The organism is Verrucomicrobiota bacterium, from assembly GCA_027622555.1.
GTDB lineage: Bacteria > Verrucomicrobiota > Verrucomicrobiia > Opitutales > UBA2995 > UBA2995.
In genome coordinates, this window is sequence record JAQBYJ010000010.1 from 13,215 (window position 1) to 30,647 (window position 17,433).

Consider the following 17,433-nt stretch of genomic DNA (forward strand, 5'->3'; position numbering starts at 1 on the left):
ACGCCTATAATGTGCCGACTTCTGGTCCTCCTCCTATTCGTTTCTTCGACTCATGCTCAGGAAGATGAAGAAGAGTCGAAAGCTTCAATCAACCCAGCCATACTCTACAAAACGTATTGCGCGAATTGCCATGGCGTAAACATGGAGGGCGCTCAACACGCACCTTTGATAAAAGATGTTTGGCTATACGGTAGAGACAGAACCCATATGCTCCGCAATCTCATGTATGGCATAGCGAATACCGACATGATTTCCTGGGCACAGGTTATTGGTGATGCAGAGTGCGAATCGTTAATTGATTATATCATTGAAAGCCAGGATCGTCCACCGACAGAGATAAAGACATTTCCAACGGTCTTGCATACGGAGGATTATGATTTGCAGGTGGAGGCGCTGGTTGAGGACGGATTTCGTACTGCTCCGTGGGGGATCGAATTTGTGGACGATCGGAGGGCGTTGATAACTGAGCGACGCGAAGGACTTCGTTGGATGGTGGATGGCGTTTTGGATCCTGAACCTATTCACGGCATTCCGGTTGCTACTCATTACGGTGACTCTGGAATGTTTGATCTGGCGTTGCATCCAGACTATTCGACCAATGGGCGGGTATACATTTCCTATGTTCATCCATTGGGAGATCCGGATTCTCGAGACACGCCTGCCATGACTCGTGTAATACGTGGTCGAGTGAACGGGCACCAGTGGGTCGACCAGGAAACTATCTTTAAGGTCGACGAAAAACTGCATATTAGTCCGGGGCGGGGACCTTGGGGAAGCCGTATGCTTTTTGACAAAGACGGATATCTTTTATTTTCGATTGGAGACAGTACCAAACTGGATCACGTGCAGCTTCTGTCCAGGCCGAGTGGTAAAGTGTTCAGGGTTTTCGCGGATGGAATGATTCCGGAGGATAATCCATTTGTCGGATACGAGGGAGCATTTGAAGCGATCTACGCTATAGGAAATCGCAATATCCAGGGAATGGACCAGCATCCTTTGACGGGTGACTATTGGACTACCGAACATGGCCCCATGGGAGGCGATGAATTGAACGTCATTGAAAAAGGAAAAAACTATGGATGGCCTGTGATCACTCATGGTAGGGATTACACAGGAGAGCCTATATCTCTGTTGACTCATAGAGAAGGCATGGAGCAGCCAGTAAAATATTGGGTGCCATCGCCTGCGCTTTGCCCGCTGGAATTTTATACAGGAAATTTGTTTCCCAAATGGAAAAACCACGCGCTTTTAGGAGCCCTCAAGTTTGAAGAAGTACGCCGAGTAGTCATCCAGGGAGTTGAGGTGGTTTCGGAAGAAGTTATCCTAAAAGGCTATGGTCGTGTCCGTGATGTGAAATTCGGACCCGATGGCGCTCTTTATCTTTGTATCAACCGTCCGGAACTCATCGTTCGATTAACGCCGATGAGTCATTGAAACCGTTTTGAAATTTCTAATCGAAGTAGGTTCGTCCTAGGTAGCCTACTATTTTCTTTTTTAAGGTCATTGTATCAAATTGACCTTCGACGCGATAAAGCACTTCGCCTCCAGGGGCGACCAGCATGGTGTAGGGCAGGGAGCCTTCCCAATTATTTCCATCCAGATGATTGATTAGCTTAAACCTGTCTGTGCTGTTAAAAAGATAGTTGGTCATCGACGCATGTTGCGATGAAAGAAACTTTTGAGCTGCCGGCTGCTTGTTGGGAAGATCCATAGTAATAGATATTACTTCGATTTCTCTTTTCCGGTATTGGCGGTGGATATCTACCAGTTCAGGGAATTCGATTGTGCAAGGTCCACACCAGGTTGCCCAGACGTTAATCAGGCGCAGGTTTTCAGTGTCATTGGCTACCAACGCTTGGACCTGATCCGGTTCCAACAAGCCTAAAACGGCTTCCTCTTGATTCCATTTGGCAAGAGACCGGGAAACCATGGGACGCTTGGCAGCCCATTTAACGGAGCAGCCAAAGACTTTGGTTTCCTCGATCGGCACAGGCTGACCGGCCAACAGCGCATCAATAGCATTCCGGGTATCATGCGAGGTGACCTCAGCGGGGTTATCATTGTCGTCTACGCGGCCATTGTATCGCAATTTTCGGTTTTCATCAAAAATGAGGATATGGGTGGTGACCCATGCACCGTATGCCCAGCTTGTTTCTTGGTTTTCTCCATCGTACAAGTAGGGGAATTTGAAGTCTTGTTCTTGAGCTCGCAATATCATCTCCTCCAGAGAGTCGTTGTATTCGGTGTATCCAAGCTCATCGATGCGAACCGCTTTATCGTCGTTGGGGCTAATGGCTACCAGGGCAACGTCCTCTTTAGAATAACGGGTAGCCAGATCGTTGAGTCGTTCTTCGTATGCCTGCGCACTGGGGCAGTGATTGCAGGTAAAAGCAATTACCAGCAGCTTCGAGTCCGCATAGTCTTCGAGTGTATGCATTTCCCCATCAATTCCAGGGAGATTAAACGGGATAGTGTCAGAACCTATGGGAAGTCGTGGAGCCTTGTCATTATCCGCAGCCAACAAGCTGCTTGCAAGTATCGCGGTTAGAATTGTTAGGATCGGTGTTTTCATTTATAAAGATTTCCGGTGTTGAATGTTAATCAAGCAGTGCAGGATTCTGAGTGCTAATTCGTTCAGGTCAAGGTATACGCAGCAAGCTCAGGTGATCCTGGTTTAGAAATATTCCTGTGAAAAAGGGTAGATTGAGCTTTGTTTCCGTTAAACTACTCGATTGCGAATTGGAGCATTCTGTGCAATTTCTACCTTTCTATGGTCAATTTACGAAAAATTCCTTCTGTCGCCGCCTTCTCATGCACCGTTTTATTAACAAGCTTGTTTTCAAGTGATTGGCCGCAATGGCGTGGCCCTGACCGTGACGGGACATGGAATGAAACTGGAATTATTTCCAGCTTCGATTCACCCAAGCTTAAACCAAAATGGAGCTCACCCATTGGATCGGGTTACTCCGGGCCTACTGTTAGTAATGGTCGCGTTTATCTGACCAGTCGATTGGAGGAACCAGATCAAGTAGAGCAAATTCATTGCGTCGACGAAACTACAGGAAAAGAAATCTGGAAATATGTCTACGCCTGCGAGTACCAGGATATCGGGTACCCGCTTGGCCCGAGAGCGGCTGTAGCTATTTACGACGGCAAGGCTTATGCACTCGGAGCGATGGGGCATTTTCACTGCCTGGATGCAAAAACAGGTAAGCTCATTTGGAAGAAGGATCTGATTGAAGACTATCAGGTCAGTACACCTGTTTGGGGTATCACCGCCTCTCCGGTAGTAGACGAAGAAAATGTTTACCTGCAAGTGGGTGGTGAAGGAGAATCTGTTGTCGTCGCATTTGATAAAGATACGGGTGTAGAGCATTGGCGATCATTGGATGGTCTGGCCTCCTATTCGTCTCTGAAATTTATTGAACAGAATGGCGAGCGACTTCTATTGGCTTGGACAGGTGATTGGTTTTCAGCACTCAATCCGAGTTCAGGCAAACCAGCCTGGAAGCATGTTTTTAATCGGGCTAAAATGGCGATCAATGTTGCCGATGCGGTTTTGGATCCTAAAACAAATAGAATCTTCCTAAGCTCCTTCTATGATGGTTCCTATCTCTACCAACTTGATTCGAATTCATTGAGCTCCGAACTTCTTTGGGAGCGTCGTGGCAGAAGTGAAGTAAGTACGGATGCACTCCACAGTATTATCAGCACCTCAGTAATCCGGGGAAATTATGTGTATGGTATTGATAGTTACGGTGAATTCCGCTGCCTCGATCTTGAAAACGGCGATCGTGTATGGGAAGATCAGACCCTGCTGGAAAATGGACGTTGGGCCACGGCGTTTTTGGTTCAGAACGGGGAACGCACCTGGATCTTCACCGAAAAAGGAGATCTTGTGATAGCTCACCTGACACCAGAAGGATTCGAACGTATTTCTACTACCCATATTATTGATCCAACAACTTTCCTTCCAAGACGTAATGAAGAAGTCCTGTGGTCACACCCCGCTTTTGCCAACAAGCATATCCTTGCGCGCAACGATAGAGAACTGATTTCTGTGAATCTTTCGCAATAAATATTGAAGCTAATTGATGCTTTCCAGGAAATCCTTGGTGACGATGTTAATAGCTTTAGACAGGTCTTTGATGTTTAAATTTGAGCTTACCCCTGAAATTGTGTTCGAGGCCAGATAGTCTTGGTCATCCGCTTCAATAGAAAAGGGCGATAACTCAAAAATTCCTTCACCCTCTTCCTGGTGATTTAGGAGCAGCTCATCCAATTCATTCATGGCCGGACCGAACTTTAGCTGAAGGTTTTCAATAATTTCTTTCGCTTGGTTCTGATCCCGGTAGATCAAGCGTCTCATATGCTCCTTAACGTTTTTGTTATTGGGAAAAAGAAAATGATTTTCCATAGCCCATTCCAGGTTTTTGGAAAGATTCGCCGCTCGCCATGGGTTGTCCTCCATTAGGATTCTTTCAGCCATTTTACTGGCGACTTCACCATCTACCGTGAACCGGTTATTCAGGACCCATGTTCGAGCCGTTTCAGGATTTTCGTACATCTTTGTTTGAGCAATTGTGAGGAAAGATTGCTCAAGAATTTTCTTGGGCAAGTTATCTGCCAATAAGGATTCGTAAACCTCATTACCATATTCGTCATATAAACTTCTAATCGAATTTTGAAGAATGTAACCTACGTCCTCTCGCTCACCATACCGGATAAGAAATCCGTAAGGATCTTCCTCTGCGTAGACGGTAAACAGTGGAATTGCCAGTTCTCTCGATAGCTCATGGTTTTCAATTCGCTCAAACCAATCCAGGACCCCTTCACCTTCTTTATCCATCCAGAGGCGAAGTGCATTTTCATAGGTTTCGTCGTCATATACAAATTCAGAACCGGTCAACAGTTCAATCGCTTTTTCAGCATCTGAAGAGGCGATTTGTGTGATAAGAAATGAAGCATAAATTTGAATATCCTCATCGTATTCCTCAGGCATGGTTATCAGTGTAGCTAGATACTCACTAGCCTCGTTCACGTCCAAACTTACTAAATGCCGAAATTCCAAAATCCTATCTACCCTGCACGATGGAGTATCTTTATAACTTTTTTCTGATAGTAAAGTTGACCAGTATTCCCGGAGGATATCCTTTCTTTCAGGAGACGAAATCATGCCTTTTGAAGCGAAAATTATTTCTGTTATCTCGGACGTTTGATTTGCAAGTGTAGAGTTGTTTTCAAGATTCAAATCAACTGCCGGTTGGGCCGTTAACGGTTTTATGAATTTTGATTTCGAAACATTTAAGACTGCATAAATAACGAGCGCTGAAAGAATGAGTACAGTTGAAAGCTTCTTCATGTCCGATGAGGGTGGGGTTTAACAGGTGAATTAGTAGTAACCTACTAACGGGTTAGAGCTGGAATATATTAGTCAGTCTCTCTTACGAAAACCTCAGCGGTTTGGATGTAGCACAGAGTGAAAAATATGATACATGAGGAATTACCTGGCCGAAGCTTCGGGAGTAATCCCCCAGCCAGGTTTGTCACTAAGGTAGAGGTAACCATTCTCCATTTGTTCACCATATAGGTTTCGCGAGCCGGAACTATCAAAGGCGTACTCAAGGGAAAAAATATTCTCAGGATAAAGTGCAACTGCGTGAAGGCTGGCCGCCGATGAAACCGGTCCAGAAGGATTGTGCGGAGATAATTCGATATTTCCCTGGGTCCTGTTCAGGACTTTCAGCAATGGCCCAAACCCGCCAATGTGTTTTACGTCGGGCATAATAACATCCACCCACTTGCGCTTCATGATGTTTAGAAATATTTCATCTCCCCAAAATAATTCTCCACCTGCAATGGTGAGGGAAGTTCTCGCTTTCAATTCTGAGTAAGCTTCGCCCATGGCAAACGGTTCTTCGATCCAATCCAAACGGAGGGTTTCTAGCGTTGGAAGTATTTTGAAAAAATGTGTTGGTGAAAACCGTTCATGGAAATCTACTTTTATGCCGAGATCCGGATAGGTATGTCGAAGAGAATCCAGCGTTGCCAATCCATGGTCGGCATCAGCTTCGCTGCTACTTGCACTCTTTACTTTTTCAAATGGAGCACACTTAAAGGTTTTAAAACCCAATGCATTCACTTTCCCGACTAGCTCGTAATACTCCTCATCACTACGAGTCTTTAACGCACGGTTAATCGTTGTATAAAGTGCCAGGCGATCTATTCCGGGCTTGTTTCTGAATAGTTGCCAAACCGGAACCTGTTCCCGCTTGGCTAACAAATCGTAGAGTGCCTGATTAATACCGGACCAGGCAGTTGCCGTAACAAAATCGGGGTTCGTTGACGAAAGATCTTGTTCCAGAATCTTTAAGGATTCCAGCGATAGGTTTATCGAGGAGACGTGTTTATTAAAAAGAACTTCTGCTGTTTGCTTACAGGCTTCGTCTTGTTTGCTATGGGACGCTTCTCCGTAACCAGAGTGAAATCCGTCACTGATTTTAAAAATGAGCCAGTCTCCTTTTAAGCGTAGACTGGGATGCCAACCATCCGGATCGGGTATCGTGAGGAATTCGAGAGTTTGAATCATTTGAAGGCTACACCGGTGGAAAGAAAAACTCAGATATTCAATTCGTAGGGAATACCATCTACATCGAACTTTTGCCGGTTGGGTTTACTTGGCCAGGCCGGGGGAGGCATTTGTCCAAGCCACTCATCAAGAGATCCTTGAAGGATTTCCAATACGTCTGGTTTTTCCGTAGCGAGGTTGTTTGTTTCTCCAATGTCTTTGGAAAGATCATACAACCAGAAGTAGTCGCCCGATTTGACCAGTTTCCATTTGCCCATACGAATTGCTTTGTTTGGGCCATTGCTCCAGAAGAGGGTTCTGTGTGGATCTGCGGGATTTTCACCTTTCAGGTGTGGGAGCAAATCGACTCCGTCGAGAGGAAGTGCATCCGGTAATTCAATTCCAGCGGCTGCGCACACAGTTGGGAAAACATCCAATGAACTGGTTATCCTGGAAAAGTTTTTTCCGGCATCCAGTTTTGCAGGCCATGAGACTATCATCGGGACTCGAACGCCTCCCTCAAAGAGGAAAAGTTTTCCCAGTTTCAACGGGCCGTTGCTTTGGACGCCCGTATAAATGGGACCGCCATTGTCATCGAGGAAAATGACGAGCGTATTATCCAAAAGCTTGTGTTTTTCCAGGGCATCAACAATAGAACCAACCGCATCATCAAGAGCGCTGGTCATGGCATTGTAGTCGCGTTGGGTTTCATTCTTTTCGTTTGGAAAACGCTTCTGATATTTCTCAGTCGCCTCTATGGGCGTATGAACCGCGTTGAAAGGAACGTAAGCGAAGAATGGAACATCTCTCTTCCGGTTAATAAAATCAACGGTCTCTCTTGCAATGGCGTCCGTGAGATATTCCGGTTCGATGATAGGTTCATGGCCTCGCAATATCGATTGGTAGCCAGGCTGCATTTTGTCTTCCGGCATGAATGAATGAGCACCGGCGAGAAAACCATAGAATTCGTCAAATCCGCGTTCCTGCGGATGCATGTAGGAACGGGTTCCTAGATGCCACTTGCCGAACATTCCCGTCGCGTAACCGGCTTTTTGTAACACTTCGGCCATGGTGATAGCTGAAGGCATGAGACCACGACCTTCTTGATGCGTCTCGGCTGCGCCGGATGTATTGAATTCAAATCCATAACGTTGCTGGTAATTGCCCGACATCATTCCAGCACGTGATGGACTGCAAGTGCCGGCAGTAACGTAGGCGTCGGTGAAGCGGATTCCCCGTTTGGCCAAGGCATCGATGTGGGGAGTCGGGATGGTTTTGGAACCGTATACCGCTGTATCGGCATAACCCAGATCATCGGCAAAAAGCAGGACAATATTCGGTGGTCGCTTGTCGCTTCCTGTTACTGGTTTTATCTGAGAGAGGAGAGCCTGCTTTTTCGCCATCAGCTCAGGCTGAGGAGCAATAACGGCATTGGTTGCAGGGTCGGGATTATTTTGAGCCTGAGCAAACGCGTTTACTCCAGCAGACAACAGAATAAGGGTAGAAATCAGGTAACTATTGAGACAGCGATTCATATAGAGATTGAGTCTAGTTTTTGATCTGAGACTATCAATAGGATTCTTGTCTTTATATGTCTTCGGTCTCTGCAGTGATATCCACCTTCAATCGTCGGCGCACTTTAACTCGATGTATCGATTCCGTTTTAGCGCAAACAATACCTCTTGCCGAAGTGATAGTGGTGGACGACGGTTCAACCGATGGAACCGCTGCCTGGCTGATGAAAGATTATCCGCACGTTCGACTTATCGAGCAAAAGAACCAGGGAGTCAGCGCGGCGCGGAATACGGGAATACGAAGCGTCAATTCTGAATGGATTGCTTTTCTTGACTCGGACGACGTCTGGCTTCCACAAAAGTTGGAAAAACAAATGGCCCTTTTGAAGACCCATCCCGCATTCAAGATTTGTCACACGGAAGAGCGATGGATTTTCAAAGGCAAAGAAAGGCCTGTGGCTTTGGAATATATCAAAAGGGGCGGCTGGATTTTTGGAGACTGCCTTCCACGTTGCGCAATCTCACCATCCACAGCCTTGATTCACCAATCCGTCTTCAAAGAGGTAGGGCTATTTGATGAATCACTACCTGCTTGTGAAGATTACGACCTGTGGTTGCGCATTTGCTCTCGCATGCCAGTTCTTTTAGTAGATGAACCGCTCATCGAAAAACATGGAGGACATGAGGATCAATTGAGTGCGGAACCCGGATTGGACAAATTTCGAATCCGGGCGCTGGAAAAGCTCCTAAGCGAAGATCATCTTTCCGAGGTGAATCGAAAACTTGCGATAAATCAGTTTCGCGAAAAATGCCGGATTTATTCATCCGGATTAACCAAACACGGTAAGTTTGATGAGGTGGAAAGGTATTTGAATCTCATAGGGAGACTCGATTAACCTCTACACAAAGTTTCATGTAGTCCCGTAGGCTACTTAATTTCTCTGTGTAAACGATTCTTCAAAAAAGTTAAGATATGCCCGAATGATTGACTTTCAGTAGGCTTTTCGAGTTGAATAAATATTTATGCAGAGATGAAATTCTATCATAATGCAAAAATCATCGAACCTTCTTATCGATGCTTCCAGTTGTTCTCCTCTCCCTATCGCCCCCACTTCTGTATCGAGGGCCGCTAGCAAATTAATTCCTAATAGTAACCCTGTAAAATAACGTGTGAAGAAAACTGTTACCATTGTTGAGATTGGCATCTACGACGAAATGCTCCCACTTGTTTCCGGCTATTTGGAATGTTATGCCTCTAAGAATCCGGAAGTGAAAGCCAGGTATTGCTTTGATTATTACACCTCGCACGTAAACGCAAACCTGGACAACATCATCAATGACTTGCTGCAAAAGAGCAGCGATGTCTTCGCTCTTAGCTGTTACATCTGGAACATGGTGGCGATGCTGGAGATCAAAGAAAAACTGGTTAGCCGACACCCCAACGCAACGATCGTTCTTGGTGGGCCGCAGGTCATGAATTATGCTAATGAATATTTGAACCCTAATCACGAAAGATCAGTTGTATGCAACGGTGAAGGTGAACGGGTGTTCGCAAATTTACTCATGGAATTGCTAAGCGTAAAACCTGACTTCTCAAATGTCAGAGGGATCAGTTTTTTCAAAGATAATGAGCTTATCAAAAATCCACCCGAGGAGCGTATTTCGGATTTGAATGAAATTCCGTCTCCATTTCTCAATGGAGTGTTCGACGACAAGCGAGGTAAACTGGCGATTTACGAAACCAATCGAGGTTGTCCTTATAAATGCACTTATTGTTTTTGGGGTGCAGCAACCAACGACAGTGTCTACAGGTTCGATGAAGATCGGGTTCGAGATGAAATCACTTGGCTCAGCCAACATGGCGTCCCACTGCTTTATATCGCGGATGCCAATTGGGGATTGATCAAGCGCGATATTGGCCTTTCTCAGCATATTGCGGACTGCAAAGAGAAATACAACATGCCAATATACGTCTATTTTTCTTCTGCTAAAAACTCGCCCAGCCGAGTGTCAGAAATCACTCGCATCTTTGCCGAAGCGAAGGTGATGAACCACCAACCAGTTTCCATGCAGTCTCTCAATCCGAGGACTCTGGAACTTGTCCAGCGAAGTAACATCAAACTCTCCGCTTATGGAGAGCTTCAGGATGATCTCAATGCGCGGAAAATCGATTCCTACATCGAATTGATCTGGCCTCTTCCCGGTGAAACCCTCGAATCCTTTAAGGGGGGTGTTCAGGATCTTATAGAAAGAAAAGCCTCGGTCATTGAAACCTATGCGCACATCCTTCTTCACAATACGCCGATGAGTAAGAATCGAGAGGCGTTCGGATTGGTAACGAAATCTATAAAGAATGATACCACGGAAATCGTAGTGGGAACGGCAGATCTTAGCCATGAAGATTTCCAGGAAGGAATCTGGTTTTATTATGCTGTCGTAGCACTCTTCAACACTCGAAGCATACACTTACTGACCTATTATCTACGTCGTCATGAAATCATGGGTTCAGCCGAACTATACAGCCGTTTCATGAGGTACTGCCGGGAGGAACATCCCGAACACTTTTTTACCTCGTATTGCCGGGAAACGATTCGTTCCTCCCAGTACTACGATATTCATATCTACCCGATGGTGTATTTGATGAGCCTGGAAACTAAGCGGGAAGAATTTTCACAATTGCTCTACGATTTTGCATCATCACAGCCTTGGTGGGGTGATCCTAACGCTCGGGTTATGTTCGAAGCCGACATGCTAAATCGCATATACCTGTTCAGTAATTCGGACTTTCTCGCACCCACCACACCCTTTGAGTTTTTCCGGGTTTTGTCTACGGACAATCGAACGTATTCGGTCGATATTCCGTCCAGCCATATTTCGATCCTGAATGAAATCGGTAGAGATCTGAAACGAGACACTTTGAACAGTGGAAACGGTCACCGTTGTGCTTACACTATTAATCACAATCAGGAGCAGCTCCCGGTTAATATGAAGATGGATGAAGCCTATTTAGCCAATCATTGCTATGGTGCCATTATGCGCGGGGCAAAGCACCTTCCTTCTTGGGAAGCGGCCAAAGGGCCAGTCCAAGTATTCATGAGTTAGCTTTTTCATGATCACTTGGTTCTTATTCTATTTTTCCATAGGCGTTAAAATGAGTTTGAGGGATCGGGAGTACGTGGTCACTCTTCATATAATTGATCTGGTTGGAAAACACGGAGATGCAGAGCAAAGTTGGAATATATTTCTCCGGTGTTATTAAATCCAATAACGTTTTCTTTGGCGTTTTGTAGAATCAATCGGCATGTCACTTTTCGAGGTTCATTTTTCTCTGTGCGAGAATATGGATTAGGATAGTAGTTGTGGTGTTATTCCGGATTAATTGGTCTTGTCTATTAATGGACTAAACTTGTTTATTGAAACAACACTTCAATGCCCGAGCTCGTTACCCCAACTCCGCACATTTTACTTCAGGTAAAACAGTTATCCAAATCGTTCCCTGGTGTTCGCGCTTTGGATAAGGTTTCACTGGAACTGGCGGCGGGCGAGGTTCTCGCTATGGTTGGTGAAAACGGAGCGGGCAAAAGCACTTTGATAAAAATTCTGGGAGGAGCTCATCCTGCAGACTCCGGTGACTTTAGGATCCACGGAAACTCGACCGTTATTGCGTCGCCTGCGGATGCGCAGCTTCAAGGCATTTCAATTATATATCAGGAGTTTAATTTAATCCCTGATCTCAGTGTTCGTGAAAATATTTACCTTGGGCGCGAAGATAGGGCGGCCTTTTTCATCGACGAAAAAAAAGAAAAGGAAGGCGTAGAATTACTATTCAATCAACTGGGCTTGAATCTTGATTCTGAAACGTCCTGCAGAGAATTAAGTATTGCGGAGCAGCAGTTGGTCGAAATAGCAAAAGCATTGTCTTTGGACGCTAAGATATTGGTCATGGATGAACCATCTGCCACTTTGACTCAACAGGAAGTCGATCGCCTTTTTAAGATTATCCGCGATTTGAAAGAAAAGGGTATTGGTATCATTTATATCAGCCACCGCTTGGAAGAAGTCTTTGAAATCGGTGATCGGGTGATGGTACTTCGAGATGGTCAGAACGTAGTGACAAAACCTGTCTCAGAAGTGGATCGATCCAAATTGATTGAATGGATGGTAGGCCGTTCCCTTGAGTCTGAATTTCCCCCAAAGACAAGCCAGGTAGGAGAAGAATGCCTGAGGGTTGAAAGCCTTTCTCGAGGCAATGTCGTGAGTGATGTCAGTTTTTCACTTAGGACCGGTGAAATTCTTGGGTTCGCCGGTCTTGTCGGTGCTGGCAGAACTGAAACCATGCGACTGATTTTTGGCGCTGATAGAAAAGACTCAGGTGAGATATTTCTCAATGGAAAATCGGTAACCATTTCCAGCCCTCAGGATGCCATAGACAAAGGAATCTGCCTACTGACGGAGGACCGGAAGAATCAAGGCCTGGTTCTGGTTCATTCTGTTTTGGAAAATTTTGGATTACCCAATCTTGCCGATTACTCAGGTTCTCTTTTTCTGGATGAAACTACCGAACGAGAACATTTTAAGAAATTTCAATCCGACATTCAGATAAAAGTTTCGAATGCAGATCAGGAGGTGGGACAATTATCTGGCGGCAATCAACAAAAAGTGGTGCTGGCAAAGTGGCTGGAGCGCAATGCCGATATCTTGATCTTCGATGAACCTACCCGCGGAATTGATGTGGGCGCGAAGTACGAGATTTACCAATTGATGAACTCCCTCGCTGAAGCAGGAAAAGGAATCATTATGATAAGCAGTGAGCTTCCCGAGGTCCTGGGGATGAGCGACCGAATTATTGTCATGCGCGATGGTCGTATTCAGGGAGAACTTAACGATGTCAGTCAGGCTTCGCAGGAAGCGGTTATGCAACTCGCGGTGGAATAATTTAGAATTATGAAAAAACTTTTAGACAATTACGGAATATTTTGGGTGCTAATTGGACTGTGCGCTTTCTTTAGTATCCTCACATTGAAGCAACAGACTCCCAGTGGATCAGCTGCCATTAAGGAAGTAGCCGAGAAGATTCAAAACGAGGGTTCCAAGGATTCAGGTATCATTGTTGTTGGGGCGCTTAATCAAGGATCTGCCAATTTTGCGAAATCTCTTGCTGATAAACTTTTGTCCGAAGGTTATACCAAAACAGTAACCGTTATTGGGTCTCCCATTGATTTCAGGAATACCGTAGAGGTTCAAAAAGTGGCGGGAAAATCGATTGATATAATTGCAACAACCGAAGACCTGCTCAAGTGGACCATAGTCAGCTCTCTGGGAGATTATTATCCTGAATTCTCGAACGCAAAAATGGTGATACCGGAATCTTATCTTTGGCCGGATTTTCTAAAGCGGGCTAACCTATTGGCCATTGTAGACAGGATCGTGGTTATAGCCATCATCGCGATCGGTATGACCCTGGTCATTATTACAGGTGGAATCGATTTATCTGTAGGAAGTTTGATCGCGCTTTCAGCTGTCATAGCCACTGTAATAATGCAGAGTTTAGGCGGATTGGAGGCGTCGGCCTGGACCATCCCATTGGGATTTTTGATAGGGATTCTCTGTTGCGGAGCTGTTGGAGGTTTCGGTGGATTTTTGGTCCATCGATTTAAAGTGGCACCCTTTATTACCACCTTGGCGGTTATGATGATGGCTCGAGGTTTGGCCTATAAAATAACCGGTGGATTTTCGATTTATCAAGTACCTGCAGGGCTACCTTGGCTGGGTCGTGGAACGACTATGAGTATCCCCAACACGGTTATACTCCTCATCGTACTTTTTATTGTTGCTCATTTATTTATGAGCCGAACGCGGTTTGGCAGGTACATTTACGCCGTCGGAGGAAATGAGGAAGCAGCTCGCTTGTCTGGTGTGCCGATTAGATCTGTCCTCATTCTGGTGTATGTTGTGAGCGGATTAGCGGCTGGATTGGGTGGATGTATTCAAGCTTCCCAGCTAAACACTGGAACACCGAATTCAGGGTTGATGTATGAACTGTTTGTTATCGCTGCGGTTGTGGTTGGAGGAACAAGTTTGTCTGGTGGAAAAGGAAAGATTTTCGGTACACTTATTGGAGCTTTTATTATTTCTGTTCTGCAGAACGGTTTGAATTTGACGGGTGTGGATTCCTACTCGCAACAAGTCATCCTGGGTGCAGTCATTCTCGCAGCTGTGTTAATTGATAAAATGCGAGGAAGTGAAGTCCGTTCTTTTTCCAAAATAAAACCTGCTCAACTAAAGAAATGGACCTTGGTGACAGCGACTGTTGTAATTTGCATCGGTGCAATCCTGGTGGTTAACAAGAACGGACGGTCTGACTCCAAAGGGAAAATCGGCATGACCTGCATGGATCTTACCAATCCATTTTTTAAGCTCATAGGAAACAAGATGGAAGCGGAAGCGGCGAAATATGGTTATGATTTCGTGGCTCTCAGTGGTGAGATGGACGCGGCCAAACAAAACAATCAATTAGCCGATTTCGCAGCCCAAGGCTATGATGCTATTTTTATTAACCCAACCGATTCACAAGCTGTAGGCGAGGGGGTAAAAAACGCTTGGGGGGCAGGTATCCCTGTTTTTACTTTTGACGTGCAGGTGAGTGATCCCGAAGCAAATTCCAAACTCATATCGCATATAGGCAGCGACAATTATCAAGGCGGAAGACTGGCGGGAGAGAGCATGATGAAAGCCACGGGTGATAGGGGAGATATTGCTATTCTAAGTTTTCCTGAGGCATCGTCCTGCATTTATCGAGTTCAGGGGTTTCGAGACTATCTGAAGGAAAACAATAGCCGCCTTCGTATCGTTTCAGAATTGAGCGCAAAAGGAAATCGAACGGAAGGCTATTCAGTTGCCACGGATGTTCTTCAAGCTCACCCCGATATAGTCGGCCTATTTGCTATTAATGATCCTTCGGCACTTGGAGCTTATGCTGCCATCGAGAAAGCCAATAAATTGAGCCAAATCACCATTGTTGGTTTCGACGGTTCTCCGGCCGGAAAACAAGCGGTATTCGAAAAAAAGTTACTCGATACGCCTCAACAATTTCCCGCGAGAATGGCGATTGGAACTGTGGCAGCATTTTTTAAATACCTGGCTGGAGAAGCACTACCTAAAGATATTTTTATTCCCTGTGAACATTACTACTTTGAAGGCTCAGAAAATGACGAGAGCAGGATAAATGAGCAGTGGTAAACAATTAGGAATGTAGAATATTATTTAGATTCTAGGATTATCTCTCGCCATTGATCTGGTGTCTTTAATCTGACTTGGCTAAACCTACCTGAGGCAATTCCAATATCGTACCCATAAACGCCAGAAATCAGAAGGGTATCTCTTTCATCAATCTCGGAAAAATTCTCCAGCGCAATTTCAGCGACTTCAAGGAACTCTTTCTCATTGTTTGATAGTTTGTTCTTTAGAATTAAAGTTATGGCCAACTGTCGTGATTTATTACCGTTAAAATTATTTATTCGATCAGAAACACCTGAGTTTCTGACGTAATCCAGTTTTTGAATTTCATTTCTCAGATCTATCAGAGATTCGAACATTTCGATTTTTGACAGCTTGGAAACCCCGTATGTGAGGAGTCCCTCAATTGTGATTGCCGTTATGACACATATAACCAGATGTCCCTTCCATATCGATTGTTTAAAAATGCCATGAGTTTCTTTTTCTACTACATAGGAGGAGGCTGCGAGATCGTGTAAGGACTGCCTCGTTTTTCGGTTACTCAGGTAAAGATACAAGATACAAAATCCTACTGAAAAAATTATGAACCCTGAAATGTGAGACGTATAGGCGCCCCAGCCGTGTTCTGGTAGCGTAGCGCCATTGAGAAAGTAAGGAACAAGTAGGATTAAACTCCTTAAGAAAGTCTTTTGGAGGGATAGACATTGTCCGTTTCGATCAACCACCTTTATATTCAAGAGTCGTTTCCCTGGGGTCTGCCCATTTCCTAATTCACTGTTAAACCAACAAAAGTATGGAATAGCTACAGCGATGCCTAGGAGTCGTCCGGCTGGTCCAAGACTAACATAAAAATCAAAAAGAAAAATGCCTGAAACAAATCCTACCAGTCCAAGGATTAAAGAATCGATTAATAAAGCAAAGGGTCGTTTCCAGAATCCACATGGTATTATTACTGATTCATTCACGACACTGATTGCTTGAGGCTCGGTCATTTAGAAAGGACTTTTATTTTGTGTTTCCGTTTACTTGGGTAATGAAATTAATTCTGCTCGCCTGCATGGTTTTATCCAGCTTTTTCATCGACATGATTTGTGTCGGAATCAAAATCGGAATCCATCTTTTAACCCCTGAGTACTGATAAAATGAGACATTCGATTTTAAAATCATTCATCCAAACATTAATATTAGGTCTAGTATCTTCCGTGTTTGTCGGTTGTTCCTGTGACTCGACGGGGCCGAAGACTAATTTCCCTATCGATGTTGGACAGCGTCCGGAGAGTATCACCAAAGGGTGGGGCGGACTTTATTACGTGACCGTGATGAATGGTCAGGAAATTGGAGATGGTGTTATCAAGGTTATTCAGGGTGATGACGTGTCTGTGTTCGCGACCGGATTGAATGAACCCAAGGGAATTGCATTTGTGGGCGATTTTCTTGTGGCATCAGATATTGACCGCGTAGTCAAAATTGATTCAAAAGGGATTGTTTCTGTTTTGGCTGGTCCAAATGCTTTCCCACATGCCCCGAGTTACTTAAATGATGTCGCTTCAGATGCAAATGGGACAGGTGTGTATGTTACCGATATGGGGGCAAATACCAAAATGCGAGGTCCCGACGGCTTGTGGCCATTGGACAGTGCAGAAGCTGCGGCAATGCCAATCATCGGGCGCGTCTATCACGTTAAGATGGATGGTTCGGTTTCTCTGACAATCGATTCAAATCCACTCATGACCAACCCGAATGGGGTCGGTGTCGGTAACGATGGACAGCTTTTGGTGGGTGCATTTTTTAAAGGTAATTTCCTTATCCATAAAAACGGTAAGCTCTCCGTATTAGTTGCCGATCAATTGCGCGGTGTGGATGCCGTCGAACAGGATAGTCATGGAAATTATTACGCCTCCAGTTGGTCTCAAGCCAAGGTGTGGAAAATATCTGAAGACGGTTCTTCGGTTCAAATTCTCAAAGACGGATTCCAATCAGCGGCCGACTTTTATCTGGATGAAACTAACAATCGCTTACTGTTACCGGATATGCTGGCAGGTAAGATCTATGAAATATCTCTTGGTAACTAAATATCTCTATCACCTAGTTCCGTAAGCCCATTGGACTGCTTCC

General features: G+C 45.0%; 12 protein-coding genes. 7 read left to right on the plus strand and 5 right to left on the minus strand.

The features are described from left to right. Positions 1-9 precede the first annotated feature (9 nt). The gene (locus tag O3C43_04460; protein MDA1065736.1) at positions 10-1,434 is read left to right on the plus strand and encodes a PQQ-dependent sugar dehydrogenase; all 1,425 of its coding nucleotides are present in this window, start codon (positions 10-12) and stop codon (positions 1,432-1,434) included. 16 nt (positions 1,435-1,450) lie between these two features. On the opposite strand, the gene O3C43_04465 is transcribed toward O3C43_04460, so the two are convergent. Continuing rightward, positions 1,451-2,572 (minus strand): redoxin domain-containing protein, encoded by a 1,122-nt coding sequence (locus tag O3C43_04465; protein ID MDA1065737.1) that lies wholly within the window; start codon positions 2,570-2,572, stop codon positions 1,451-1,453. 198 nt (positions 2,573-2,770) lie between these two features. On the opposite strand from O3C43_04465, the gene O3C43_04470 reads away from it, so the two are divergent. Beyond that, the gene (locus O3C43_04470; GenBank protein ID MDA1065738.1) at positions 2,771-4,078 is read left to right on the plus strand and encodes a PQQ-like beta-propeller repeat protein; all 1,308 of its coding nucleotides are present in this window, start codon (positions 2,771-2,773) and stop codon (positions 4,076-4,078) included. Between the two features lie 9 nt (positions 4,079-4,087). Here the strand turns inward: O3C43_04470 and O3C43_04475 are convergent, their stop codons facing one another. The 3 genes from O3C43_04475 to O3C43_04485 form a co-directional block, all read right to left on the minus strand. Beyond that, positions 4,088-5,362 carry a hypothetical protein gene (locus O3C43_04475; GenBank protein ID MDA1065739.1) on the minus strand — a complete coding sequence of 425 codons (1,275 nt, stop codon included), beginning with the start codon at positions 5,360-5,362 and terminating at the stop codon, positions 4,088-4,090. Between the two features lie 141 nt (positions 5,363-5,503). Next, positions 5,504-6,589: a hypothetical protein gene (locus O3C43_04480; protein MDA1065740.1), complete on the minus strand. Its 1,086-nt coding sequence runs from the start codon at positions 6,587-6,589 to the stop codon at positions 5,504-5,506. Positions 6,590-6,618: 29 nt separating this feature from the next. After that, a complete protein-coding gene (locus O3C43_04485; GenBank protein ID MDA1065741.1) occupies positions 6,619-8,103 on the minus strand; it encodes a sulfatase in 1,485 nt (494 codons plus the stop codon). 56 nt (positions 8,104-8,159) lie between these two features. Between O3C43_04485 and O3C43_04490 the strand changes: the two genes are divergently transcribed. The 4 genes from O3C43_04490 to O3C43_04505 all read left to right on the plus strand — a co-directional run bounded on the left by O3C43_04490 (position 8,160) and on the right by O3C43_04505 (position 15,321). Further along, positions 8,160-8,978 (plus strand): glycosyltransferase, encoded by an 819-nt coding sequence (locus tag O3C43_04490; GenBank protein MDA1065742.1) that lies wholly within the window; start codon positions 8,160-8,162, stop codon positions 8,976-8,978. Between the two features lie 274 nt (positions 8,979-9,252). After that, positions 9,253-11,184, plus strand: coding sequence for a cobalamin-dependent protein (locus tag O3C43_04495; GenBank protein ID MDA1065743.1), 1,932 nt, complete (start codon positions 9,253-9,255; stop codon positions 11,182-11,184). Between the two features lie 327 nt (positions 11,185-11,511). Further along, a complete protein-coding gene (locus tag O3C43_04500; GenBank protein ID MDA1065744.1) occupies positions 11,512-13,017 on the plus strand; it encodes a sugar ABC transporter ATP-binding protein in 1,506 nt (501 codons plus the stop codon). A 9-nt stretch (positions 13,018-13,026) separates the two neighbouring features. Further along, positions 13,027-15,321: a substrate-binding domain-containing protein gene (locus O3C43_04505; GenBank protein MDA1065745.1), complete on the plus strand. Its 2,295-nt coding sequence runs from the start codon at positions 13,027-13,029 to the stop codon at positions 15,319-15,321. A gap of 20 nt (positions 15,322-15,341) precedes the next feature. On the opposite strand, the gene O3C43_04510 is transcribed toward O3C43_04505, so the two are convergent. Next, positions 15,342-16,310 (minus strand): RDD family protein, encoded by a 969-nt coding sequence (locus O3C43_04510; GenBank protein ID MDA1065746.1) that lies wholly within the window; start codon positions 16,308-16,310, stop codon positions 15,342-15,344. A gap of 150 nt (positions 16,311-16,460) precedes the next feature. On the opposite strand from O3C43_04510, the gene O3C43_04515 reads away from it, so the two are divergent. Beyond that, positions 16,461-17,390, plus strand: a complete 930-nt coding sequence (locus tag O3C43_04515; protein ID MDA1065747.1) for a gluconolaconase — start codon at positions 16,461-16,463, stop codon at positions 17,388-17,390. Positions 17,391-17,433 lie beyond the last annotated feature (43 nt).